Source organism: Enterocloster aldenensis, assembly GCF_003434055.1.
In the GTDB taxonomy this organism is placed as follows: domain Bacteria; phylum Bacillota; class Clostridia; order Lachnospirales; family Lachnospiraceae; genus Enterocloster; species Enterocloster aldenensis.
The window spans coordinates 168,111-194,087 of record NZ_QVEX01000008.1 but is presented as its reverse complement, the minus strand read 5'-3'; the positions used below and the strand labels follow the sequence as shown (position 1 = coordinate 194,087).

Below are 25,977 nucleotides of genomic sequence, written 5' to 3'. Positions count from 1 at the left end.
GGACCATGGATATGGATGGGCGCGGGGAGGGCGGCAGGGAAGACTGCACGGATGTAAACGGTAAAATGGATATAAACAGTAAAGCAGATATAAACAGTAAAACGGATATAAATAGTAAAACGGATATAAATAGTAAAACAGAAATAAACAGTAAAGAGGAAAAAAGAGAAGAACGTCTGAATAAATGGCTGAGCCAGATGGGTGTGTGTTCCAGACGGGAGGCAGACCGCCTGATTGAAGCCGGGAAGGTGTGGGTGGACGGCTGTCCGGCAGCCATGGGCCAGAAGCTGAAACCGGGCCAGAAGGTGGTATGCGGCGGTGTACCGGTGAATGCAGGCAGCGGGGCGGGCAGCCAGAAGCCAAGGCCGGTGCTTCTTGTTGTAAATAAGCCAAGGGGGATTGTCTGCACCACTTCGGATAAGGACCGGGCAATGAATATCGTTGAATACCTGGATTATCCGGAGCGTATTTATCCGGTGGGAAGGCTGGATAAGGATTCAGAGGGCCTTCTGCTCATGACAAACCAGGGCGACCTGGTGAATAAAATCATGCGCAGTGGCAATGCTCATGAAAAGGAGTATATTGTCACGGTGGATTGTCCTCTGACCGATGATGCCATGGACAGGATGGCAAAGGGGATTTATCTCAAGGAGCTGGATACGGTGACGCGGCCATGTAAGGTGAAACGGGTGGATGGGAAAACATGTTCCATCATCCTGACCCAGGGGCTGAACCGGCAGATACGCCGCATGTGTGAGGCATGCGGCTGCCATGTGAAGCGCCTTGTACGGGTGCGCATCATGAATATACGGCTGGACGGCCTTAAAACAGGGGCATTTAGGGAAGTGGGACAGGAGGAATACCGGGAGCTTACCAGGCTTTTAAAGGATTCCACCAGCCTGCCGGGCGGGCGCGGCCGTGCCCTGCCGCAGGACCCGGATAGTAGAAGATGAATCAGGAGAACAGAATGGAAGACAGGATTCAGAGAATGAAAGAGTTGGTTTCCACCCTGAGACAGGCGGGGAAGGCTTATTATCAGGAAAGCCGGGAAATCATGAGCAATTTTGAATATGACAGGCTTTATGATGAACTTTGTTCCCTGGAAAAAGAGACAGGAACCATCATATCAGGAAGCCCTACCCAGAAAGTGGGATATGAGGTGTTAAGCGAACTGCCCAAGGAGACCCATGAGTCCCCCATGCTTTCCCTTGACAAGACAAAGAGCGTGGAGGACCTTCAGTCGTGGCTGGGGGACCAGAAGGGACTGCTGTCCTGGAAAATGGATGGGTTGACCATTGTGCTTACCTACGAAGGCGGCGGGCTTACAAAGGCGGTAACAAGGGGCAATGGGGAAATCGGCGAGGTCATCACCCCAAATGCCCGTGTGTTTTCCAACATACCTCTCAATATTTCCTACCAGGGACAGCTGATCCTCCGGGGAGAGGCAGTCATTACCTACTCGGATTTTAAGAGGATTAATGAAGAGATTGAGGACGTGGATGCCAGGTATAAGAATCCGCGCAATCTCTGCAGCGGTTCGGTGCGCCAGCTGAACAGCCAGATCACGGCAGAGAGAAACGTACATTTTGAGGCATTTGCCCTGGTAAGGGCGGCCGGAGTGGATTTTGGGAATTCCAGGAAACGTCAGTTTGAATGGCTGAGGGAACAGGGCTTTGAAGTGGTGGACTTCAAAGAAGTGACGGCTGAAAACCTGCCTGAGGCAGTCAATGGATTTGCAGAGGCAGTTGAAAGCAATGATGTGCCGTCCGACGGACTGGTGCTTACCTTTGACGATATTGAATACGGGGAATCCCTGGGAAGGACAGCCAAGTTTCCCCGCAATTCCATTGCATTTAAGTGGCAGGATGAAATCAGGGAGACCAGGCTTGATTATATTGAGTGGAGTGCGTCAAGGACCGGCCTGATTAATCCGGTTGCCGTGTTTGACCCGGTGGAACTGGAAGGCACCACGGTGAGCAGGGCCAGCGTCCATAACCTGAGCATCATGGAAGCCCTGGATTTGGGCCAGGGCGATACCATTACGGTGTACAAGGCCAACATGATCATACCGCAGATCGCGGATAACCTGACACGCAGCGGGGTCAGGGATATACCGAAAGAATGTCCTGTATGCGGCGGCGCAACCCAGATCAAGCAGATCAATGATGTGAAAAGCCTGTACTGTACCAACCCGGACTGTCAGGCCAAGAAGATAAAAAGTTTTACCTTATTCGTGAGCCGTGACGCCCTTAATATTGACGGGCTGTCAGAAGCCACCCTGGAGAAGTTCATAGGCGCGGGTTTCATCCATGAATATGCAGATATCTTCCATCTGGAGGAACATAAGGATGCGATTGTGGAGATGGAAGGCCTTGGGCAGAAATCCTATGACAATCTGATTGCTTCCATTAAGACTGCAGGCAATACAACCCTGCCAAGGATGGTGTATGGTCTGGGGATTGCTGGAATCGGCCTTGCCAATGCCAAGATGCTCTGCAGGGAGTTTAAGTTTGATTTTGAGAAAATGCGCCACGCCCAGGCAGATGAGCTGGTTGCCGTGGATGGAATCGGCGGCGTCCTGGCCCAGGCGTGGATGGATTATTTTGCATCAGAGAAGAATAACCTGGCAGTGGATCATCTGTTACAGGAACTTACCATTGAAGAGGAGCAGGCGGAGGCCTCGGATGCCAGGTTTGAGGGCATAACTTTTGTGATTACCGGCTCCGTGGAGCATTTTGCCAACCGCAAGGAGCTGCAGGAGGTAATTGAGGGAAAGGGAGGCAGGGTCACTGGCTCGGTCACCGCCAAGACAACGTATCTGATTAATAATGATACGGCTTCCAATTCATCAAAAAATAAAAAAGCAAAGGACCTTGGGGTCCCAATCATATCAGAAGAGGAGTTCCTGCGAATGTTATAGCACAGTTTCTGCCGGCAGTACGCCTGCTGCCGGTGAAGCTGTGCTGATTGTGCATAAACCACACAACACACGACATTTGAAAGGAGAGAATGATATGCCGATTAAAGTACAAAAGGAACTTCCGGCCAGGACCGTACTGGAGTCAGAAAATATATTCATAATGGACGAGGACCGGGCCATGAGACAGGATATCAGGCCTTTGGAGATATTGATCCTCAATCTGATGCCCCTTAAGGAGGAAACAGAGACGCAGCTTCTGCGCGCCCTGTCCAATACGCCTCTTCAGGTGGACTGCACCTTCCTCATGCTGTCCACCCATGTGTCCAAGAATACCTCGGCCAGTCATCTGAATAAGTTTTATATAACCTATGACGATATCAGGAAGAAAAAATTTGATGGAATGATCATCACAGGCGCTCCCGTGGAAAACCTGGAATTCGAAGAGGTGAATTACTGGCCTGAGCTTTCAAAAATCATGGAGTGGAGCAAGACCCATGTGACGTCTACCATACATATCTGCTGGGGCGCCCAGGCCGGCCTGTACTATCACTATGGAATCCGGAAATATCCGATACAGAAGAAGCTGTCAGGCATCTATAACCACAAAGTATTGGACAGGAAGGTGCCGCTGGTGCGCAGCCTTAACGATTATTTCCTGGCGCCCCATTCCAGGTATACGGAAGTGCGCAAAAGCGATATCCTGAAGCACCCGGAGCTGATGATACTGGCAGAATCAGAAGAGGCAGGCGTTTTCCTGGTAATGAGCCGGGATGGCAGCCAGGTCTTTGTGCAGGGGCATCCGGAATATGACAGGATGACCCTGAACAACGAATACCACAGGGATCTGAACAAGGGCCTGGATCCTGAAGTGCCCTGCAATTACTATGAGCATAATGACCCGTTCTCAGTTCCTGCCCTGACCTGGAGGAATACGTCCAATACGCTGTATACGAATTGGCTGAATTATTATGTGTATCAGACAACGCCTTATGTGTTGGATGAGGAAGAGTGAGAGGAGAGGTTAAACCTAGAAGGGTATTACTATAGAAAACCAAATATTCGGACATCCCAATAAGTCCATGAGTATGTAGCTATATTGCATATTCACGGGCTTATTTCAGTGCGCCATAATTAATCGGATGCCCATGTTCAGCACTCATATTATAGACAAAGAATGGAATACCGCACCCATAAAAGACATTTTAGTGAATCCTGGTGCGTTGCAAAGGCATTGTAGGGTACATAATTTGAAATAATAAAGTTATATAATCACTAAAAATTGGAGGTAAAGGAATGGCAAGAAGTATAAGTAACATGGATTGACTGGCCTCCGTCCTGCTAGATAAGTCTCCTTTTGTGTATGTTACAATGATTACATATGTAAAACGTATAATTGGAAAAATGTAAATTATGTCTATTGTGCACAAAAGACAATCGACTTCACCTTATTTTTGAATATTTATGCTGATAATATATAATTATAAAAATTTAAAGGAGGTACTTATAGAAATTCACAAGATTTGTATTGCCATTGCTATATTGGGGATGGGGAGCATGACAGCATGCGGTAGAGGTGGACAGTAACCGTATTGGGGCTACTGGAATGAATATGGGAGGAACCCGTGCCAACTGGTTGGCTGCATTGGACAACCGCATTAAAACTACAGTTAGTGTTGCTTGCCTGGCAAGGATGCAGGATTTTCTTAAAACTGATAATATTAAATGGCATGCATTTTTTAATTGGGTTCCAGGCATGTATAGATGAAAATGCTAAAGGGATGGTAGCAATATACAATTAAATGCTAAAAATAGGGCAGTAGAGTATTCAAATGCTTCTTAATCTAAAAGGCGCAGAGGGTATATCATTTCTTGAATTGAGTCATGGATATCTTAACAACCTCACCACACCCCTATATACACCATATTAAAATATCGTATGGCATGGAAAGGCATTCAAAATGTCATTAAAGTATGAATAATGACATTTATTCTGTAAAAATGTGGGGATTTTATGCAAACAAACCGTTACATATATATAGTAAGGGATTATAAGGAAACATATTTATATGACATTGCATATAAACCAAGAAGGGATGAAAACACGATAGAAAAAAGTAGTGTCGCAGTATATTAAAATAAATGGGATATCAAATAAAATGACAGTAGGATTTGTTTTTGCCCAAATTGCAATCAGGATGAGTGGATAAGAATGTCTCCGGAGGGCTGATGGTTTGGTGGTAACAAGGCTGTTCCAACCTGTATACCCCAAAAAGCAGATATAAGATATGTAAATAATTATTTAAGGGCAGGGCCGGTTTTTAGGAGTCTGCCCTTACCTGTATTATACAGGATTTTTTTACATGTCAATAAAACATTCTTCATTTTCATTGTCTTAAGAGTCATCCTCCCCAGTAAGGGCATAGTGCATATCAAACAGGCCGGAGCCCGAACGGGCGGGCCATTTTAAAGTGTTTTCCGGTTTGGGCCGGATAAGGAGTTGGTAAAATTAATGGCGGGAAGGATGCGTTTGGCATGGACATCATAGCCATGTAGGTGTAGAATGACCAAAGGTTATTTTTCTCTGCATGGACCAAAGGTCCATTGTATAATCATCACCAGGAACTGTTCATATATGGGTAAATTACCTGAAAAGCCGGCCAATTAAAATCAGATCAATAAGGAAGTGAGAAATTTACATGATATACATGTCAGTTGGTAAAAAATTGTAACCTGTAATCAAATAAATATTCCCCTCCCCGAGGTACACCTCATGGTAATTCGCCTTGCTAACGGGTAAAATTCCCATATAATTGTCGAAATGTAGGAGGACATCTTTATGAATGAGAATAAGCTTGTATTTCAAGATTTTCTTAGAAGCAGAATTCATTCGTATCGTAGCGTTCATGCTTTTTCACAAGAACATATGGCAGAAGCCCTGCGTATCTCACCGAGGTCCTATATTGACCAGGAACATGGGAAATATGGTTTTTCAGCAATGACATTGGTATACTATATTTTTCTGCTGAATGATGAAGAAATCCTTACGTTCATTGGGGAATTGAGATATCTGATGGGAAGGAGGAAAGAAGATGTTGCAGAAAGCCATATTTGATTCCACAGAAATATATAAGCTGTTGACGCAGCTTGGGGCAGACCTGCATTATATAGGTTTCCGCTACACGGAATACGCCCTTTTGCTAATGGGCGAAGATGAGCAGTGCATCCATTCCGTGACAAAATGCCTGTATCCTGAAATTGCCAGACGCTATCAGACCTCATGTCATGCAGTGGAACGGAATATAAGGACACTGTCCCAGGTGGCCTGGAAATCCGAACCCGGCCTCCTTCAAAAAATGGCGGGTCATTCACTTGAGAAAAGACCAACATCCAGTCAGTTTCTTGCAATCCTATTTTCATATCTTACGAATATGGATCCTTCTTCCCGCGGTTAACCCTTTATATAAAGAATCTATGACTTATGTTAAAATATCTGGAGCCAGGAGTAAAAATGGTTCCGGATATTTTTATGCCATGGTACCGGCGGTGAATAAGACCAGGCAGATAAACAGCCTTACCTTTTGACAGATAATATATTAATAAGATTGTAAGTATTGTTTAATTGTATAGACGCCGCGAATTTATTATAATAAATGTATGTATCTGGAAATAATTTAAAAATACGCAGAGAGGGGATTATTATGAACAAACGAAAAGCGTTATGTCTGCTAATGGCTGCAGCGATGACGGTCAGCACTGGATTGACTGCATATGCGGCCGACACAAAGATTGATAAGGTGAGGCTGGAGTTTTCGTATGGCGAAGCGCCTAAAAGCGGGGATGACATAGGCGACATTACCGTAAGGGCAAAAGACAGTGAGTATTATGTGGAGTCTGCGGAGTATACCAACGCGGATAATCAGGACACATGGACTGTGGGAGATGTGCCGGAGGTAAAGATTGAGCTTTCTGCAAAGGATGGCTACCGTTTTTCCTATACAAGCAAGAGCCATTTTACACTGAGCGGGTGTAATGCCACGTTTAAGAAGGCAAAGGTATATGACAGCGGGTCTTATATAGAGATATATGCGGAACTGAAACGTATTGGAGGCAAGCTGGAAGGAACATCCAATCTTGAGTGGGAAGACACCGTGGCTGTGTGGGATGAGATTGATGGGGCCAAAAGCTATGATGTGAAGCTGCTGCGTGATGACAAGACCGTTACCACGGTCAGCACCACCGGTACATCTTATGATTTTGCAGGCTATTTTAACAGGGAAGGCGATTATACCTTCCGCGTAAGGGCGATTGCATCCTACAATAGTAAGACAGGAGAATGGTCAGATGATTCCGACACACTGTCCATTGACGAGGATGAGATTGCCAACTACGGCGGCAGCGGACACTGGGTCCAGGACGGTAATGGCTGGTGGTATTCTTATGACACAGGCGGATATCCTTCCTCATGCTGGAAGCAGATCAACGGTGCATGGTATCATTTCAACAGTTCCGGGTACATGCAGACAGGCTGGCTTAAACTGGACGGCCAATGGTTCTATCTGGCAGACAGCGGGGCCATGCTGACCGGATGGCAGGCCATTAACGGAAAGTGGTATTATCTTGGCACGGATGGCGTGATGTACGAGGATACATGGACACCTGACGGATTCTATGTGAATGGTTCCGGTGTCTGGGTGCAGTAAATGGACTGGTTTTATTGAATATAAAAAGGCGTAGGGAAAATTTCTTTACGCCTTTTCTTTTTGATATTTTTCATGTATAATGTAAGGTATTCTCTTGGTTATCACTTGCGGAAGTGATATGGATTGGAATGTGGTCCCATATGGCGTATGACACATATGGTATATATGTCACCACCTACAAAGGTGGTGTGGATGGAAATGCTGGAAGGGTCAATTGCTGTGACTTTCAGCATCACCTCCGTTTTTAGAGGAAAAGGAGGAGAAATATTTTATGTCAAAGGCGGAAGCGGCAAGGAAATTGTATGAAGAATGCAAGGACATGGATATAGAAGAAACCATGGATTTAGTGTTAAGTGCAGAAACAGAAGAAGAACAGGACTTTTTTTCCATGCTGAGTGATTTTATATTGCAAAGAAAGCAAAAGCATGTAATTGCCCAAAAGAGGTTTTAAATGAGGAAATATATCTTATATGCTGGAGTAAATGGAGCAGGAAAGTCAACATTATACATGACCACACATTATAAGGATATGATGCCGCGCGTTAATACAGATGAAATATTGAGGGAATTCGGAGATTGGAGAAATACCTCAGATTTAATGAAAGCAGGCAGAATCGCTGTTGAACGGTTAAACTCTTACTTATCGGAGGGAATTACTTTTAATCAGGAAACAACCCTATGCGGACATTCGATATTACGGACAATATATAGGGCAAAGCAATTGGGGTATGTAATTGAATTACATTATGTCTGTGTTGATTCGCCGGCGATAGCAAAAAAGAGAATTGCAGAAAGAGTGAAAATGGGAGGCCACGGAATACCGGACAAAGATGTTGAGAAAAGATTTGGGGAGAGTTTGAGGAATCTTCATAAAATTATCGATTTGTGTGATTTGGCCGCATTATATGATAATACAGATGAGTTTCGCAGGTTTGCTATTTATAAAAATGGTCAACGTATCAGAGTATCAAAGATTATCCCAAAGTGGTATGAAAAATGGCAGGAAGAATGTCATTAACTTGACACAAGCCTGGGTGCAGTAAGGCGGACAGTGGGATAGGAACCTGCTTAACGGTAACAGGTTTAGGTGACGTATAAGCTTTCCGGGCAGGGATTTGCTCTGTCCGGAGGGCTTATTTCCTTTCCGGGAGTATGGACAAAAGCCTGCAGGAGTGCCGGTTCCTTCGGGAATTGGTTATGGAGGATAAAAGAAAATGGAACGCAGATATGTATTTCATCCCCAGGAGTTTGCAATAGATGAGACCGAACGGTTTTACACAAAAATGGCTGGGAGCGGGTGGCGTCTTGTAAAACGGGGCGCATATTTAAGCAGTTTCAGGCGTTGGGCGCCGGAAAAGATACGGTATGGGATTGTTCTGACAGTCCCTGCCCGGCCAGGGGAACCGCCTTTTACAGAGGAACAGATGGACGCCTATAAGGCGTCCGGCTGGGAATATGTAACAGGACGCGGTTTTATCCACGTGTTCAGCGCATCTGGGAACGGCGGCGCTTCGGAACCATACCAGGAGCCAAAATCGTACGCAGATGCAAGGAAAGGGCTGAAAAAACAATATATGGTTTCGTTTCTGCAGCTTCCGCTGTCCATTGCTTTCTTTCTGCTCTTAGGGTATATGCTTGGCGGTTATGGGGGATACAGCCGGCTCCTGTCATCTGCTTACAGGGGCTGGATTGAGAATACGGCGGCCGTGACCGGATTCATCTTTTTCCTGCTATGTCTGATGTACAGGGATGTACGGGGCATATGGTATCTGGGCCATCTGCGCCGCAGGATGAAGGATGGGGAACGCTCTGAATATCTGCCGGTGTCGGGCTTTCGGGTATCAACGTTCCTTAACGGTTCCCTGATGCTTATTACCGCTGTATTCGGTGTCCTGGCAATCTGCCAGTGGGCAGGAAGCTACAGGCATGCAATGCCGGCTGAAGCGGATGGACCATATCTTGTACTTTCGGATATCGGGGTAAAGGGAGAGCGGACACAGAGCTTTATAAAGAATCAGGTCAGTGAGGTGAAATACGGGTGCTCACTTTTAACAGAGCATTGGAATACGTTTGAGGTGGTTGATGCCGATGGCAGTGAGGTATGGATGCGGCAGGATGTCTATCATCTGAAGGATGCAGGCATGAGAGGAAACGTGGTTGGACTATTGATGGAGGATGCTGTTTTTGCCGGTTCGCCAGAGGATTTTGTTTTGACAGATATACCAGGCCTCGACCAGGCCTGGGTATCTGAAAGGCTGGAGTGTATTGCGGTCAGGGATGATTATGTATGGTATCTGACATATCCGGCCCACAGCCGTGAAGATCTGGCTTTTGTTCTTCAGGCCTTAGCCGGAACAATCTGAGCAGGGCCCGCTGCATCTTTGTTTTAGCACCTGCATCCGCGCCCTCAGAAAAATCATCTGCACCGGGCCAAAAGGGCATTGCAGCAGGTCACATTACCGGCAGGCACACCATGAAACATGCGCCTCCGGAGGGTGAATCCCCAACGCTGATGGTGCCGCCGTGTTTCTGGACAAGCTCTTTGGCAATGCTCAGTCCCAGCCCGTAATGCTGTTTATCGCTTCTGGAGCTGTCTGCCTGGTAAAAACGGTCAAAAATATGTTTTTTTGCGTTATCATCAATCCCGCAGCCTTGGTCAGACACGGTCAGACACAGGCTTTTTTTGGTTCCGGACAGCAGGTGGCTCACCTGCTCCACGCAGGCAGACAGCCGGACGGAACCGTTTTTTGGGGTATATCGCAGGGCATTGTCCAAAAGGATGGACAGGATCTGCTCCAGGCGCTTCCCATCCCCGTTTATCCTGGGCAGGGAGGATTGGGGAAGTTCTAAATGCAGTGCCACGCCCTTGTCCTGATAAAGGGGTTCGAACCGTTCGTACATATCAATGAGAAGGGTATCCATGTCCAGGGGCGCCATGCGGATGACCCAGTGTCCTGCATCTGCAGATGCCAGAAGCAGCATATCGCCAACCAGATAGGACATCCGGCAGCATTCCTTATCCATATTATCCATGAACTGTTCACAGTCCCGGGGCATTGACCGGGCCGCAGATATGCTGGAGCGTATGACGGCCAGGGGCGCCCTCAGTTCATGGGAGGCCGCTGCGATGAATTCATTTTGCTTTTGCTGGTTTTCCTTCAGGGGTTTTAAGGCTTTACCCACCAGTATCCAGCTCACTGACATAAGTGCCCCGATTCCAGCCAGGTTGAGAAGGAGGAACAAAAATCCCTGGCGGTACAGACCAGAGGAGGCAGGGCCTTTATAAGCAAGCAGGGTCAGGCTTTGGAAACTGTTTCCCACTGGAAGCACAAGGACACATCCAAGATAGGAATCCTTGCGGCTGCCCTCCACCGTATACACGGGGCTGCGAAGCAGTGAGGAGGATACCGGCCTTACGGAGGGGTCGATGTGTTGGGCCAGCGCCATTTCCCTGGTGCGTTCAATCAGAAGGTTCCGGTCGGTAAGGGGGGACCAGGAGCCGGAATAGAGCAGGGGAACCCCGTTGTCCTCGATGTGTATGATGAGCCTGCGGCTGCTTTCCAGCTGTGACAGCCAGGTACAGCTTATGGTGGCGCCGGACTGAAGCCTGGAGGTGATGCCCAGCACATCATTTTGGAAGGCCTCCAGGGACTTTTTCTCCAGCTCCCTGGCGCTGACCACCAGGCCTCCTATGACCACCAGGGTCAGGATAAGGCCGGTTGCCGCTGTAAAAAGGGCAGTGAGCTGCCGGTGCAGTTTTTTAATCATGGCCGCCTCCGCTTTCAAGGCGGTACCCAATCCCGTGCACGGTCTTAATCTGGACACATGTGCCAATGGCCTTGAGGCGCCTTCTGAGGAAATAGATATAGTTGTCAAGATTGCCGTCCTCCACCTCGGAGTCAGGCCCCCATATGTAAGACAGTATCAGCCCCCGGGGTAGCACCTGTCCGGCATTGCGTATCAGGTATTCCAAAAGGGCGGCTTCCCGCCTGCTTAAGCTGACAGTGCCGCAAGGCCCGGTCAGTTCGCGCCGGTCCGTGTCCATGGTTATATTGGAAAAGGTTTTTGCGCTGCCCTGTTCCAGCCTGCCGGGCCGTCGGGCAACTGCCCGGATCCTGGCAAGCAGCTCGCCGGAGGCATATGGTTTTACCAGATAGTCATCGGCGCCCGCATCCAACCCGTCTATCCTGTCATTGACCCCGTCCAGCGCAGTGGTAATGATGACCGGTGTGGTGATGCCCATCCGCCGCAGTCCCTGGAGCACGCTGAGCCCGTCCATCTGGGGAAGCATCCGGTCTAATATAATGACGTCATAGGGATATTCAGACGCATAATAGAATGCCTCCTGCCCCTGTCCGCAGCAGTCGGTTTCATAGCCATCCTGTTCCAGCTGCAGCTTAATGGTGCCACATAATTCCTTATCATCTTCAACCAGCAGAATCCTCATATTTAACCCTCACGCCACCGGTACCCGTATCTGCATGGCGCAGTACGGGTATCCTTATTGTATTGAATCTTATATTGAATCATTAAAAACATTATATCAGACAAATCTCTAAAAAACCTAAAAGAAATTCTTCCATTTTTTAAGGTCTTTTAGAGATTTGTCTGATATGATACGGATATCACCGTAATTACGGATCATGATGGAGGGATTGCAATGGTAAAAAAGATAATAAGCCTCTGCCTTGCGGCTGGTATCATAGCAACAGGTCTGTGGGGGTGTTCAGCGCCCGCAACGCCTGAATCAGACATGTCCGGGGAAACCCAGGCACGCCGGGAGGAGGACATACCCAGGGGAAGATATGTGGAAAGCAGCATCGGCATTACTCTGGAAGACGGGGAACATGTGGCGGATGTGGGTCGGACCTGGGATAAGGAACTGGAGCTGTACACAATCAGGGATAAGGATAAGACGGCCAGCCGGTATGTGTGGGCCGGGGACGGCTGGGAAAAGCAGGAAGAGAGCATGATGGAAGGGCTGACATTTCCCTATGACACCCTGCACATGATATATGGGGACGACGGAAACCGGTATGTGTTATACCGGGGCGGGGATGACTACAGATGCAATATGGCCAGGCTGGCAGAGGGGCAGGCGCCCCAGCCCCTTTTGGAACACGTATTCTCGGTGAAAAATGACCGGGGATATTATGAGATGCAGGTTGACTTTGGGGCTGTTTCAGAGGACGGGATGATCTTACTGTCAACCGGCAGGGAGACGTCTGCATACAGCCGGACCGGGGAAAAACTGTTCTCCATGCCCCAGGAGTCCAGTTCCTCAGAATGGAAGACATCCGGCCTTCTTGCTGGAAACCAGTATATTACCAATGGAAGCAAAAGCTTTCTGGAATATGATATCTCCAGACAGTCGGCTGCTGCCGCAGCTGAATACGCATACCGTTCCATGGACCTTAACAGTATGTATGCGGCCATGGCGCCGGATGGAAACGGCGGGTTTTACACGGCTGACGCAGGAGGAATCCACCATATGAACCAGGACGGGAGCCTTTGGGAGACAGTGGCGGACGGTACCCTTAATTCCCTGGGGCTTCCCAGTGCATACATCAGGAAGCTGTTTGTGGGAAATGAAAATGATTTCTATGTGTGGATGTCCCAATCTGACCTGCATGAGATAAAACATTACACATATGACAGGGATATGCCCTCTGTTCCCCTTGAAACGCTGACCGTATATGGGCTGGACCTGGAAAACATGTCTACCATACGCCAGGCAGCCTCCATGTTCCAGCTGAGCCACCCGGATGTGAGGGTGGAACTGATTGGAGGGCAGGAAGGAGGTGGCAGCGCCACGGTTTCAGATACCATACGTGCGCTGAATACCGAGCTTTTGGGCGGCAATGGCGCGGATGTGCTCATACTGGACGGCCTTCCCGTGGAATCCTACATTGAAAAAGGCGTGCTGGAGGATATGCGTGGAATCCTGGAGCCAATGATTTCCTCGGGGGAGCTGATGGGGCAGGCCGCAGGACCTTATACAGAAGCAGACAAAAGTATATACCAGATACCGTCCAGGATGATCCTGCTCATTGCATACGGCGACCAGGAGGCCATAGAAAGCCTGTCGTCCCTGGAAGCAATGAGGGATTATCAGAGCGACCCATCCCACCTTCCTCTGCGCCCCAAGTATAATTATGAGAACCTGATGCGCCAGGTAATCGCGCTGACCTATGATGAGATTGTGGACAGCGCCACGGGAAAGCTGCGTCCGGGCAAAATCCAGGAACTTATTGAGACCGTGAAGGTATTGGGAGATGCCTGCGGGGCCAGGGTCAGTTTTGATGAATCCGAGGATGGGGGAAGAGGGCGCGCCTATAACCGCGTTCACAGCATGGATGGGTTTTCCGGCAGTGAATTTGACAGCGTGGACCAAAAAATGTCGGCTGCTGCCGTGGACAAAGTAAGAGGGATGTTCGATATGCCGCTTTTGCTGGCGGTTCAGAAAAAGAATGGGTACAGGATGGAAGGTGTTAATGCATCCTATCTGCCAAACGGTGTGATTGGAATCAACAAGGCAAGTCCGAGAAAAGGACTGGCAGAGGAATTTGTACGCTTTGTACTGGGGCAGGAGGTGCAGTCCAGCGACCTTCTGGACGGCCTTCCGGTAAATACCAAGGCAATCGACGTGTGGGTGGAACGTGAGGATAAGGGCGGGAGCCTAAGTGTAACCATGGGCAATGGTGCTTATAGCATAACTGGCAGCTCACCCACCAGGGAAGAATGCCGGATGTTATTTGAAACCGCTGCCGCTGCCACGCACCCAATCAGGGTGGACCGTGTACTTGTGGAGATCATAGTTGATGAGACAATGGGATTCTTTGAGGGGAACATGCCGCTGGAGCAGGCGGCCAGGAATGCGCAGAACAAAGCAGATCTGTATTTCTCGGAATAGGAAGGCATGGCTGTTCTTAGCCCCCAGCCTGACAGGGACAGCTGTCTTTATCCTGATTCCCTTTGCAGACATGACGGTGCGCTCGTTCCGGCAGGCAGTGGGGGGACGGTTTGTGGGGCTGGCTAATTTCAGGCTTGTGCTGGAAAGCCAGGCATTCCTTCTGGCGGTTTTCAATACGCTGCGTTTCATCCTGGTGTGCATCCCTGTGCTGATGGCATTTTCCCTCTGCATCGCCGTGATGATACAGTCCTGTACCGGACAGGCGCTGCCGGCAGACAGACGGGGCAATTTCTATAAGACCTCCATCCTCCTGCCCATGGCCATCCCGGTTGCCTCGGTGGTCCTTTTATGGAAGCTGCTTTTTTACCCCCAGGGGCTTTTAGGGCAGCTGGCCGGGCTGTTGGGGCTGGCCGGCCAGGACTGGCTGAACCAGCCAAGCGCGTTCGCCATCCTGGTGGTGACCTACATATGGAAAAATACAGGGTATGATATGATGCTTTGGCTGGCCGGGCTGAACGCCATCCCCCAGGAGCTTTATGAAGCAGCCAGGGTGGACGGGGCCGGCCCATGGCAGTGCTTTTGCCGCATCACACTGCCTGGATTAAAAGGCACGGCATTCCTGACCGCGGTGTTGTCGGTCATCAACTCCTTTAAAGTATTCAGGGAAGCCTATCTTGTGGCAGGCGACTATCCACATGAAAGCATTTATATGCTGCAGCATCTGTTCAACAACTGGTTTGTATCCCTGGACATACAGAAAATGAGCGCGGCCTCCGTGATGGTAGAGGCTGCGGTCCTGATACCGGTCCTGGCGTGTTTGGGCGCCTTCCGGCGCAAACACCCCAAAAGGTCCTCTACGGACTGATGCCAGGAGGTCCTTCAAGGAGAAAACAGTGGTAAAACGGGTACTGGTCAATCTTATCCTTGCAGCAGCGTGTCTCTTTGTCTGGCTGCCCCTGCTGCTGATTGCGGGCAATGCACTGATGTCTGAAGGGGAAATGCTGGAGCGTTATGGAGCCTTATTCGGCATGGGCAATTCCCCGGTAAAGGCTGCAATCCTTCCGGAGTATCCCACCCTGCGCCCTTTTGTGGAACTGCTTTTGGACTCCCCGGGATTTTATGTGATGTTCTGGAATTCCTGTTTACAGACAGGCGCGGTCCTGGGCGGGCAGCTCCTGGCAGCCCTGCCCGCAGCCTGGGCGTTTGCACGGTTTGGATTCAGGGGAAGGAAGGCTTTGCTTTTCCTCTATATCATCCTGATGATGCAGCCGTTCCAGGTGACCATGGTGCCGGGATATCTTGTGCTGAAGCAGATGCACCTTTTAAATACCCATCTGGCAGTGGTGCTTCCGGGGATGTTTTCTGCATTTCCGGTATTTGTCATGGCCAAATTCTTTGAATCCATTCCAGGACCGCTGGTTGAGGCGGCCAGGCTGGATGGGGCAGGGGAGTTTTCCATATTTGCCAGGGTGGGGATCCCTGTGGGAAAGCCGGGAATCGTATCCGTGATGGTACTTGGCTTCCTGGAGAACTGGAACGCAATCGAGCAGCCCATGACCTATTTAAAGGAAAAACGGTTATGGCCCCTGTCCCTTTATCTGCCGGAAATCACCTCGGATAAAGCAGGGGTTGCCTGGGCGGCCTCCATTATCATGATGATGCTTCCGGTCATCCTTTTTGTCATGGGGGCTGAATCACTGGAACAGGGAATTGCCGCATCAGGCATCAAGGAGTGAGGAATCAAGATGAAGAAGACAGCAGTACTGTTCCTGGCTGCCATGGCAGTCCTGACCTTTTTATCCAGGGCCCTTGACAGCATCACTGTTACCAGGGTTGAAACCGGATATGGGAAACAGGGAATCGTATCCTATGTGATAGAGGGGACCGGGGAGTTCTCGGCTGGACGTTCAGTCTATATCACGCTGCCGGAGGATATGCTGGTTGGGGAAATACTTAAAAGACCCGGTCAGAAGGTACAGGCAGGAGATACCATCCTGCTGCTTCAGATGGAACGGCTGGCAGAAGAACGGGAGAGCCTGTCCCTGGAACTTGAGAAGGCAAAGCTTCTCCTGGAGCAGGAAACGCTTTCCGCCATATCGGTTCCCAGGGTGACGGAGGAAACCCTGGCCATGCAGCAGGTGGCCGCTGCCCAGAGGGCGCTTTTAGCCGGTAGGGAAGACCTGGCAGAGGCACAAGAGGATTATCAGGTTTCCACAGCTGACCTGGAACATGACTATGTGCAGAAGAAGAACCGGACCAGGGAAGAGGTAAAGGAGGATAACGAAAGAGCCATGAAAAGCGCCAGGAGGGCATATGAGGCAGCGCAGCTGGCCAGGGATGCTGCTGTAAAAAAGGCGGAACGCGAAGTGGAAGACAGGCAGAAAAAGCTGGATAAGCTGGAAGGACGGGAGGACGCGCCGGAGGAAGACCTGGAACGGGCGCAGCTGGAGCTGGAACGGGCGGAGGAGGACCTGGAGGACATCCGCGATGAACAGGACCTTGAGGTGGAAGAAAAAAGGGCGGCCATGTATGCGGCCGAGGAATCATATGAGGATGTGGATTATGGGGAAGAGACAGCCAGGGAGGAGCTCCGCAAGTCTTATGAGGATGCGGTAAAGGCAGAGGAAGACAAACTTAAATCAGCAGAGGATAGGGTTAAGGAACTGGAGGAAAGCCTGTACCAGTCCATGGAAAGGCTGGAGAACGCAAAGGTATCTGAAGCCGGTGTGCTGGCAGAGGAGGCGGCCAGGAAGGAAATCTCACGGCTGCGCCAGGAATCCATGAAGCTGGATATACGGCAGATAGAGAAAAAGCTGGAAAAGATAGATGCCCTGATTGCGGGCCAGGGACGTGTGGAGGCGGCGGCGGACGGGATTGTGGCGGATCTGGGATTGAAGGAAGGGGACAGGACCCAGGCCGGTTCCCAGGTCCGGCTGGCCGTGGGAAGCCTGAACCTGATTGCACGGATTGATAAGGATAAATCAGACCTTTTAAGACAGGGAACAAAAATGAGGGTTAAGATAACAGGACAGCCAGGGGATGTGGAGGCAGAGGTGGGGTCGGTGGACCAGACAACAGGGACCGATACCGCGCAGGTGACGGCTGTGATGCCGGATGGCATGGGAAACCTTGGGGGCAGCGCATCCTTTACGGTTTACATGGAATCAGATGCATATCCGCTGGTAATCCCCATCGAAGCCCTGAGGGAAGACAATACAGGCTTTTTCTGTCTGGCGGCAGAGCCTAAGAAAACAATTCTGGGTGAAGAGCTGATTGCTGTCAGGATTAACCTTGAAGTCCTGGAGAAAAGCAGCACACAAGCAGCCGTATCGGGACCGGTGGCTCAGGATGCCAGGCTGATTACCATATCAGATAAAGGGGTCCGTGAAGGTGAACGCGTCAGGGTGGTGGATAAATGAGGAAATGGATTTTTTTGCTGCTGCTGTCCCTGCTGTGGGGATGTGGTGTGATTGCCGCATGGAGTACCGGGGATTACAGGGGACAGGTGTTTATGTACTACAGAGAGGATGACGCGCCAATGCAGGAGGCACTTGCCCATCTGGTCAGCCAGGAGGCCGGGAAGGAAAAATACCCGGATATTACGGCCTGGACCCTGACCGGGGACGTCCTGGTCCAAAACCGTGAACTGGGAAGGAAAAAGCAGGCGGAATGTATGTCGGTATACGGTTCCAGGGATATGGCGGCTTTCAGGCGCCTGGCAGATGGGACCTATGGCTTGCGGACAGACCGGGAGGGCTGTGTCATCAGCAGGGGGCTGGCCTTGGAACTGTTTGGTTCTGCGGCAGTGTCCGGCAAACAGGTATGGTGCCGTGACCAGGCCTATGTGGTACGGGGAGTGACGGATGATCCCGGATATGTCATCCTGGTTTTAGCGGGCAGACAGGAGGGGATGCGCTGTCTGATCATCAGCTGTGGGAAAGACAGTTCAGGTGAAACAGCGGCCGGGCGTATCCTGTTCCGGTATGGGATAGGAAGCGGATATGTCTGTGTGGACGGATCTCTTTTTTCCGCGGCTGCCTGTCTGGCAGTTCTGTCTGCCCCTGTAATGGTAATGGGCTGGCTGTGCCGGGAGATGCTGCGCAGGGGAATAGGAAAAAGAAGGCGGCTTGGGCTGGCAGTCCTGGCGGTATCCCTGCTGTTTCTCGGCATCATCCTTATATGGAAGCTGGACCTTAAGATACCGGCCGCATTGATACCAGGGAAATGGTCTGACTTTGACTTCTGGAGCCGGAGGGCAGGGGAACTCCATGATCGTATGGGGAGGATGGGGGAGGTGTACCGGGCGGAATGGCTGGTACAGCTTAAGAGGAGGACCGGAACCAGTGTGGCCTGTTCCCTTGGGACATTGGGCGTTTTTTTGTTATGGGGATATTTTGTTCCCCGGAACCGGGAGGGGTAAAAAGCTTTTCTATCAAATGTAAAAATCACCCAATAGCCGGATTGTGTCTGACGGGAAAGAATGGTATAATGGCTATTAAAGATTTACCAGATGCCGGATATATGATGCGGCCAGAGGATGGGGGTGAGCCAATGGAAAAAGTCCGCCGGTTCCTTAATAACAATATATTTATTTTTTCAGTCAGGCAGGGGCTTTTGCTGACCATACCATTCTTAATCATGGGGTCATTTTCCCTGGTCATCATGAATTTCCCTGTGAGGATATGGCAGGACTATCTTGCTTCTGGGGCGGGCAGCCTTCTGGATATGTTCCTGATGGGGATTTACCAGGCCACCTTTGGTTCGCTGGGCTTTATTTTTGCCCTGATGATTTCGTATGCCTATGGGGAGGAACAGACGGTGTATGACAATACCCCTGTGTTTTTCCCGGCCGTGTCCCTCTGCTCCTTCATTGCGTTCTGTTATCCCAGCGGGGGGCTGTCCATCTGGGGGCCTGAGTGGAGTTTTACGGCAATCTGTATTACCTTGGTCAGCTGCTGGCTGCTCACCATGATATACCGGTGGGTTGCAGGGCACCAGCGCCTGTATACCATGGGGGTTGCCTATAATTTTAATGCATCCATGCAGAGCCTGGTACCCGCGGTAGTTACCGTTGCCGTATGCGGCGTGTCAGGATTTATCTTGTACCTGCTGTTTGAGGATGCCAATATCATGAACTTCGGCTCCTATCTGTTCCTGCAGTTATTTGAACATTTGGGCAATGGCCTGCCTTCCATCCTGCTCTATATCCTTATATCCCATGTGCTCTGGTTTTTCGGGATTCATGGGACCAATACGCTGGAAGCTGTATCACGCAGGCTTTTTGAGTCAGAGGTGGCTGTCAATCAGGGAATGATTGCCCAGGGGCTTGTGCCGGACCGCATCTTCAGCAAGACATTCCTGGACACCTTTGTATTCATGGGAGGAAGCGGCTGCGCGGTCTGTCTGGTGCTGGCGCTGTTTCTTGGGGCCAGGAAAAAGAACAACAGGCGCCTGGCCAAGCTATCCCTGCCCGCAGTTATATTTAATACCAATGAACTGGTCTTGTTCGGGTTTCCCATTATATTCAGCGCGGATATGATACTGCCTTTTATCCTTACGCCCATCGTACTGTCGCTTATTAGCGGCACGGCCATTTATTTCAGTCTTGTGCCCGCTGTGTCGAACAGTGTGGAGTGGACCGTGCCTGCCCTGTTCAGCGGTTATCTGGCCACGGGTTCTTTAAGGGGCAGCCTGCTCCAGCTGTTTAATCTTGCAGTGGGGACCATGATTTATATTCCGTTTGTCAGGCATAGTGAGATGATTCAGGAAAAGGAATTCCTTTCAAAAATAAAGAACCTGGAAAATACCATGAAGGAAGAGGAACATTCGGTATGGGTAAGGGATTTTTACTGGAGGACATATGAGAACCGGCAGACTGCCAAGTTACTGGCCTCAGACCTCCAGTATGCGCTTATGAAGGGGAACCTGCAGCTGTATTATCAGCCCCAGATGCACCGGAACCATACCCTTTATGGGTGTGAAGCCCTTTTGCGGTGGGATTATATGGGGCAAACGTTCATCTATCCGCCCTTAGTGATTGCGCTGGCTACCCAGGGCGGTTTTGTTGACGAACTGGGATTATCCATTGTCTCCATGGCCTGCCGGGATATGAAGAAGGCGGAACAGGAGATTGGGCATCCGGTTCCATTTTCCGTCAATATCCTTCCGCTGCAGCTGGAGGATCCTGGCTTTGCGGGAAAGGTAAATGATATACTGAGGGAAATGCAGGTGGAGGGCAGGTATCTGACCATTGAACTGACAGAACAGGTGGCCCTGAATCCCGGCGCCAACCTGGAACATCAGCTGGAGGAACTGAAGAAGGCCGGCATCCGTATCAGCATGGATGATTTCGGTATGGGCCATGGTTCCCTTAATTACCTTAACTCTGCTGACTATGATGAGGTAAAGATTGACGGTTCCCTGATAAAACGCCTGCCGGACCATGTCCAGACCTGCGGACTGATAGGCAATATCATGAACATGTCCCGCATACTGGAAGTCAGCACGGTGGCGGAATGCGTGGAGACAGAGGAACAGGTGGAGGTCCTTCATGGACTTGGATGCAGTATTTACCAGGGGTATTATTATAGCAGGCCCCTGCCTCTTCCTGCGTTCATTGAATATGTGAAAATGCTGCCGGAACCGGACGGGATGTGAGGGAACGGATGCAGCCTCATATGGTGGAATGGATGTACCTTGGAGAAGGGCATCCATTTTTTTTGTGACGCAATATGTCCGGGAAAGAAGAGGTTAAGGAATGCCTGTCAGAAAGGAGATGGTGCCGTATGCCTGTCAGGAAGGGGATGGTGCCGTGTGCCTGTCAGGAAGGGGATGGTTCCGCATACTTATCAGAATGGGAAAAGGTTGACATGTGTCTACCTGCATGATAAACTGTAAGTAGACATATGTATACCAATGAAGCATCTTATTATGGAGATATAGCGTGCCTGAAGAGTGTCTTCCGTCAGTCGTGTGTCCCGCTTTCTGGGGAATCTGGCTCAAAGGAAGGGCGCATAGCGGCATATGTAACCTGAATCCGGACCCGATATGCTGCGAAGCAGGGGCGAAGATGGCGGGAATGAAGGTTCAGACAGGTTCTGGGATATGTCATGCAGAGGGATGTAGAGGGATGTAGAGGGATGTAGAGGGATGTAAAGGAATGTGGAGGGATGTAAAGGGATGCAGAGGGATGCAGAGGGATGTAAAAGGATGTAGAGGGATGTAAAGGAATGCAGAGGAATACAGCAGAGAGATGCAGGGGAATGCAGGGGAATGTAGAGGAATGCAGAGAGATACAGAGGAATACAGCAGAGAGATGCAGGGGAATGCAGGGGAATGCAGGGGAATGTAGAGGAATGCAGAGAGATGCAGAGAGATGCAGAGGAATACAGCAGAGAGATGCAGGGGAATGCAGAGAAATGCAAAGGGATATAAGGGAGGTGTGCATATGGAGGAAGACAGGAAGGTAAGTCTCTCAGACGGTGAATGGCGGATAATGAACCTGCTGTGGGAGAATCCGCCCCAGACCATCATGGAACTGACAAGGGCGCTGGAAAAGGATAAGGGCTGGAGTAAGAACACGGTCATTACCATGCTGAACCGGCTGGAGGCAAAGTCGGCCGTGTACCATGAGGAGGGACAGCGGGCCAAACGGTTTTATCCTTCCATTGAAAGGGCGGGCGCTGCCCTGCTGGAGACAAAAGGATTCCTGGAGCGGGTATATGAAGGAAGCGTCAGTCTGATGGTGGATGCCATGGCAAATTCAAAATCGCTTTCCAGGCATGAAATTGAAGAACTCTATGAAGTACTCAGGAAGGCAGAGGAGGACGGCTTATGATAGATACCATGATATCATCCTCCGCACTGATTTTGGCAATTGTGCTCCTGCGCCTGATACTGAAGGATAAAATCAGTCCCAATATACGGTACGGCTTGTGGGGACTGGTGGTCCTCCGCCTGGTCTGGCCGGTGTTTGGTACATATATCTATGTTCCCCTTAAGGGACTGGCAGACCCATTGCGGTCGCGGTTCAGCGTGATGAATGCAGCGGATGCGGTCCACCGGCAGGTGATTGCAGGAACCAGCCTGGAATATCTGACAGATAATGTGGCTACAGGCCACGTGTATCACTTCAACGACGCGGGACAGACCGTGACGCTGGCCCAAAGGGCTGCGGGGATTGACTGGCAGCTCTGGATCATGGTTGTCTGGGTGCTGGGAAGCATGCTTCTGGGATTATGGATGTTCATGGTCAACAGCCGCTTCCACAAGATGCTGATCAGCAGAAGAAAGCAATTTTACGGAACCATGCCGGTTTTTGTGACAGAACGGGTCTATGTGGTGGAAGGAATACAATCCCCCTGTTATTATGGGTGGGGAACGGATGAGGGAATCTATGTCCCGGATTCTGTTGTTAATGACTACCAGAAGCTGCGCCATATCCTTGCACACGAGATGAGCCATGTGTCCAATGGGGACCGTTACTGGGGAATCCTAAGGTGCGGGCTGCTGTGTCTTTACTGGGTAAATCCGCTGGTCTGGCTGGCAGCCGTGCTGTCCAGACAGGACTGTGAACTGGCATGTGACGAGGCAGCGGTTAAGCTTCTGGGAGAAAGGGAGCGGTTTGCCTACGGAAGGACCCTGGTGGGTATGATTGAGGCGCGGGGAAAAGGCAAAGGGATATTTTCCGCTGCCACCACGATGACAGCCGGGCCTCGGATCATCAGGGAACGTATCCGCATCCTTGCAGCACATCAAAAGACCACCAGGGCCATGATGGCGGCAGTGGCGGGGGCGGTCCTGCTGTTGGGGGCATGCACATTCACAGGCAGCGTGGAAACCGCGGGCAATGGGGATGTTCTGTCTGTGGCGGAAACGGTTATCCATGGAAATGATACACAGCCCCAGGTTCCACAGGAAGAGGGGGAAACAGAAGCAGTACCCATCGGGCAAGGAGATATGCTGGCCCTGGTGGGGGTGGAGCAGTGGGGGAATTTTTATGAACTTACCATGGAACGGCGGGAGGCCGGAAGCGGCAGGCCGCTGCCCGTGCCCCGTGATTATAGGGAAAACGTTAAGGTCACGTCATACACGGATGTGGACGGCACCATCCTGTCAGGGGACGGCAGGCCGGACCGCGGCTATGGTTATATGCAGACCGACCCGGAGGAATTTGTAATCAGCATATGGAATGCAGAACATGCAGGAGCCTTTAAGATATCCATTGCCCAGGATGGCAGGAGCGTGGAATATCTGTTTGCGGCAGATGACAGGGAAGTGCTGGACGCATACACCTGCCATCAGGTCATGGAAGGGCCAGACCAGACCAGGGCGGCCCTGGTGTCGGTGGAGGAGTACCCCAACGCATTCAGTATGCATTTCCAGGGAGCGGACGAGGAAGAGGCCGCTGGTTTTGCGGACAATCACCGGATTGGGATACAGCTGGAAGGATATGGGGATGAAGGACATTTGTATGAGCCTGTGATTCAGCAAAGGGATGGACGGGATATCTATGTGCTGTTTTGCTTTGATAAGGATGTATTTCCTGATGCAGGCGTCAGGAGTGTAGCAGTCCTGGAGGATGGGCTGCAGTCAGGTGTTTATTCTGCATTGGGCGTGGACATGATATCGTCTAAGGTTTATGACACCGCCCTGCGGTTCTGTCAGGCATATTTAAGCGGGGACGTTAAAACAGCGGGGGAATGCAGTGTATTTTCCAGGAAGGAGCTGGAGAATCCGGTGTCCATGGATGACTCGGAACCGCCTGAACTGAGGATACGGTATCAGCCGGATTTAAAGGAAGTGTATGCGGAAGCGGTATATCGGTTTAAGGAAGAAGGGGAGGACAGCTATACCTACCTGAACCTTGAACTGAAGTATGCGTATGGGGAGTGGAAAGTCACATGGAAGGGATTTGAGAAATAGAAAGGGAACCATATATAAGGAGTTATACATAAGGAACCATACAAAAGGTGACTCCTGTCAAGAACCGGGAACCTGCTGTTATTTTGACAGCAGGTTTTTTGGCCGGAAGAACTTGAAAATTAAAGATAATTTCATATTTGTATTTTGCAAACCATGGTAAAATATTGGTAATAAATTGAGGAGGCAAATGATGGGAAGAGATTCAAAGGAGAGGAAGGGATTAAGGAAGAGGCATGACTTAAGGGAGGAAATCCGCCTATCAAAGAGAAAAGGGCCATGGGCCATGATTCTTTTGTCGGCGGCGGTGCTTATGCTGGGGCTGTCGGCATGTAGTCCGGATGCCGGCAGGGCGGTTGGGACAGACGCAGAGGGAACAGACCGCCCGGGGCATGGTTCAGATGGGAATGGAAAGAAGGGGTTGGGCGGAAGCGATGAGGAAGGGATAGATGAAAAGGTGAAGGAAGTGTCAGGATCTTATAACACAGAATGGTCATATGACCTGTCAGGGGAATCTGCGGACCCGGGCGGGGAGGCGCCGCGCCAGCTGAAAGAAGAGGAACTGCGGTATTTTGAACAATATCTGAACCAGGCTGACAATTATGGCTTTCTCCTGTCTGAATACAAGACCCCGGAGTACCTGAATCTGAATGAGGTATTTTATTCAGGGGCCGGCCTGGAACAGTCTGCCATGACAGGGGAAGAAAGGGATGCATTTCTCAATGCAGTGGGCCAGACGGAGATCATGACAGATATGGTGCGCCTGGATAAGAAACAGATTGATGCGTTCCTGTTGGATAAAACAGGACTTACCCTTGACCAGATGAAGACAGGGCTTGGGTGGGTTTACCTGCCCCAGTATGACCGGTATTATACGCAGCACGGTGATACGAACATACGCAGCTTTTTCTGTCCCAAAGGCGAAGCGGATGGAAACCTGTACAGGATATGGTGCCTTTCCGACGGGTATACCCAGTTTAGCCAGGAGTGTATGGTGACCCTTAAAAAGGAATCATCCGGGTATCAGTTCCTGTCCAATGAAATCATATGGGATTATTATGGATACCATAAGGCAGATGCGTCCGCGCCAACAACAGAAGCGCTTCATTATAACGTATCGGCTTATAAAAGGCAGCTTAAGGAAGGCGGCGCAGGCGGATATCCTGCAGGGGGATATCCTGTGGATTACGGTTTGCCGGTCTTTGATTCAGACACCAGATATTACACAAGGGAGGAAATGCGGCAGATAAGCTGGACGCCGGAGCTGACAGCGGTTTTCCGCAATGAGATCTATGCCCGCCATGGATATATTTTCAAGAATGATATCTGGAATGATTTTTTCAGCACCTACATATGGTATTCCGGTATATATCCTGCAGATAAGTTTGATGCAGGCGTGTTTAATGAATATGAGAAGGAAAATCTGAAGCTGGCGGTGGAGATGGAACAATGATGGGGGAATCCTTGGCTGCCGGAAATGCCTTGGAGCTGTGTTTGGCTTGTAAAATCCAACCCGGTGCTAT

Annotated in this window: 20 protein-coding genes; 18 read left to right on the top strand and 2 right to left on the bottom strand. The window is 50.2% G+C overall.

Features of this window, described 5'->3' with window-relative positions; genetic code table 11:
• The first annotated feature begins 5 nt into the window (after positions 1-5).
• From DWX59_RS17245 to DWX59_RS17205, 9 genes are all read left to right on the top strand, one after another.
• Positions 6-953: a pseudouridine synthase gene (locus DWX59_RS17245; RefSeq protein ID WP_117560456.1), complete on the top strand. Its 948-nt coding sequence runs from the start codon at positions 6-8 to the stop codon at positions 951-953.
• 14 nt (positions 954-967) lie between these two features.
• The gene (gene ligA, locus DWX59_RS17240; protein WP_117560455.1) at positions 968-2,920 is read left to right on the top strand and encodes an NAD-dependent DNA ligase LigA; all 1,953 of its coding nucleotides are present in this window, start codon (positions 968-970) and stop codon (positions 2,918-2,920) included.
• A 94-nt stretch (positions 2,921-3,014) separates the two neighbouring features.
• The gene (gene metA, locus DWX59_RS17235) at positions 3,015-3,932 is read left to right on the top strand and encodes a homoserine O-acetyltransferase MetA (protein ID WP_117560454.1); all 918 of its coding nucleotides are present in this window, start codon (positions 3,015-3,017) and stop codon (positions 3,930-3,932) included.
• Positions 3,933-5,756: 1,824 nt separating this feature from the next.
• Complete coding sequence (locus DWX59_RS17230) at positions 5,757-6,032, top strand: helix-turn-helix domain-containing protein (RefSeq protein WP_117560453.1); 276 nt, start codon at positions 5,757-5,759, stop codon at positions 6,030-6,032.
• Positions 6,010-6,372, top strand: a complete 363-nt coding sequence (locus DWX59_RS17225) for a sporulation initiation factor Spo0A C-terminal domain-containing protein (protein WP_117560452.1) — start codon at positions 6,010-6,012, stop codon at positions 6,370-6,372. Before DWX59_RS17230 ends, DWX59_RS17225 begins: the two co-directional genes overlap by 23 nt.
• A gap of 246 nt (positions 6,373-6,618) precedes the next feature.
• A complete protein-coding gene (locus DWX59_RS17220) occupies positions 6,619-7,620 on the top strand; it encodes an N-acetylmuramoyl-L-alanine amidase family protein (RefSeq protein ID WP_117560451.1) in 1,002 nt (333 codons plus the stop codon).
• Between the two features lie 271 nt (positions 7,621-7,891).
• Positions 7,892-8,071: a hypothetical protein gene (locus DWX59_RS17215; protein ID WP_117560450.1), complete on the top strand. Its 180-nt coding sequence runs from the start codon at positions 7,892-7,894 to the stop codon at positions 8,069-8,071.
• Positions 8,072-8,638 (top strand): ATPase, encoded by a 567-nt coding sequence (locus DWX59_RS17210; RefSeq protein ID WP_117560449.1) that lies wholly within the window; start codon positions 8,072-8,074, stop codon positions 8,636-8,638.
• Between the two features lie 196 nt (positions 8,639-8,834).
• Positions 8,835-9,983, top strand: a complete 1,149-nt coding sequence (locus tag DWX59_RS17205) for a DUF2812 domain-containing protein (protein WP_117560448.1) — start codon at positions 8,835-8,837, stop codon at positions 9,981-9,983.
• Between the two features lie 88 nt (positions 9,984-10,071).
• Here the strand turns inward: DWX59_RS17205 and DWX59_RS17200 are convergent, their stop codons facing one another.
• Positions 10,072-11,388, bottom strand: coding sequence for a sensor histidine kinase (locus tag DWX59_RS17200; RefSeq protein WP_117560447.1), 1,317 nt, complete (start codon positions 11,386-11,388; stop codon positions 10,072-10,074).
• A complete protein-coding gene (locus DWX59_RS17195; protein ID WP_117560446.1) occupies positions 11,381-12,067 on the bottom strand; it encodes a response regulator transcription factor in 687 nt (228 codons plus the stop codon). The genes DWX59_RS17200 and DWX59_RS17195 overlap by 8 nt, the downstream gene beginning before the upstream one ends.
• Positions 12,068-12,280: 213 nt before the next feature.
• On the opposite strand from DWX59_RS17195, the gene DWX59_RS17190 reads away from it, so the two are divergent.
• The 9 genes from DWX59_RS17190 (at position 12,281) to DWX59_RS17150 (ending at position 25,907) form a co-directional block, all read left to right on the top strand.
• Positions 12,281-14,533, top strand: a complete 2,253-nt coding sequence (locus DWX59_RS17190; RefSeq protein WP_117560445.1) for a hypothetical protein — start codon at positions 12,281-12,283, stop codon at positions 14,531-14,533.
• Positions 14,496-15,398 carry a carbohydrate ABC transporter permease gene (locus tag DWX59_RS17185; RefSeq protein WP_117560444.1) on the top strand — a complete coding sequence of 301 codons (903 nt, stop codon included), beginning with the start codon at positions 14,496-14,498 and terminating at the stop codon, positions 15,396-15,398. The genes DWX59_RS17190 and DWX59_RS17185 overlap by 38 nt, the downstream gene beginning before the upstream one ends.
• A 28-nt stretch (positions 15,399-15,426) precedes the next feature.
• Positions 15,427-16,269 (top strand): carbohydrate ABC transporter permease, encoded by an 843-nt coding sequence (locus DWX59_RS17180; RefSeq protein WP_117560443.1) that lies wholly within the window; start codon positions 15,427-15,429, stop codon positions 16,267-16,269.
• 9 nt (positions 16,270-16,278) lie between these two features.
• A complete protein-coding gene (locus DWX59_RS17175) occupies positions 16,279-17,952 on the top strand; it encodes an HlyD family secretion protein (protein ID WP_235845088.1) in 1,674 nt (557 codons plus the stop codon).
• On the top strand, positions 17,949-18,953 hold the full coding sequence (locus tag DWX59_RS17170; RefSeq protein WP_117560441.1) for a hypothetical protein: 1,005 nt from the start codon (positions 17,949-17,951) through the stop codon (positions 18,951-18,953). The genes DWX59_RS17175 and DWX59_RS17170 overlap by 4 nt, the downstream gene beginning before the upstream one ends.
• Positions 18,954-19,084: 131 nt before the next feature.
• Entirely contained in the window at positions 19,085-21,190 is a 2,106-nt protein-coding gene (locus DWX59_RS17165) for a PTS sugar transporter subunit IIC/EAL domain-containing protein (RefSeq protein WP_117560471.1), read from the top strand.
• Positions 21,191-21,980: 790 nt separating this feature from the next.
• Positions 21,981-22,370, top strand: coding sequence for a BlaI/MecI/CopY family transcriptional regulator (locus DWX59_RS17160; protein WP_117560440.1), 390 nt, complete (start codon positions 21,981-21,983; stop codon positions 22,368-22,370).
• On the top strand, positions 22,367-24,457 hold the full coding sequence (locus tag DWX59_RS17155; RefSeq protein ID WP_117560439.1) for a M56 family metallopeptidase: 2,091 nt from the start codon (positions 22,367-22,369) through the stop codon (positions 24,455-24,457). Before DWX59_RS17160 ends, DWX59_RS17155 begins: the two co-directional genes overlap by 4 nt.
• A gap of 187 nt (positions 24,458-24,644) precedes the next feature.
• Complete coding sequence (locus DWX59_RS17150) at positions 24,645-25,907, top strand: YARHG domain-containing protein (protein ID WP_235845087.1); 1,263 nt, start codon at positions 24,645-24,647, stop codon at positions 25,905-25,907.
• The last annotated feature ends 70 nt before the right edge of the window (positions 25,908-25,977 follow it).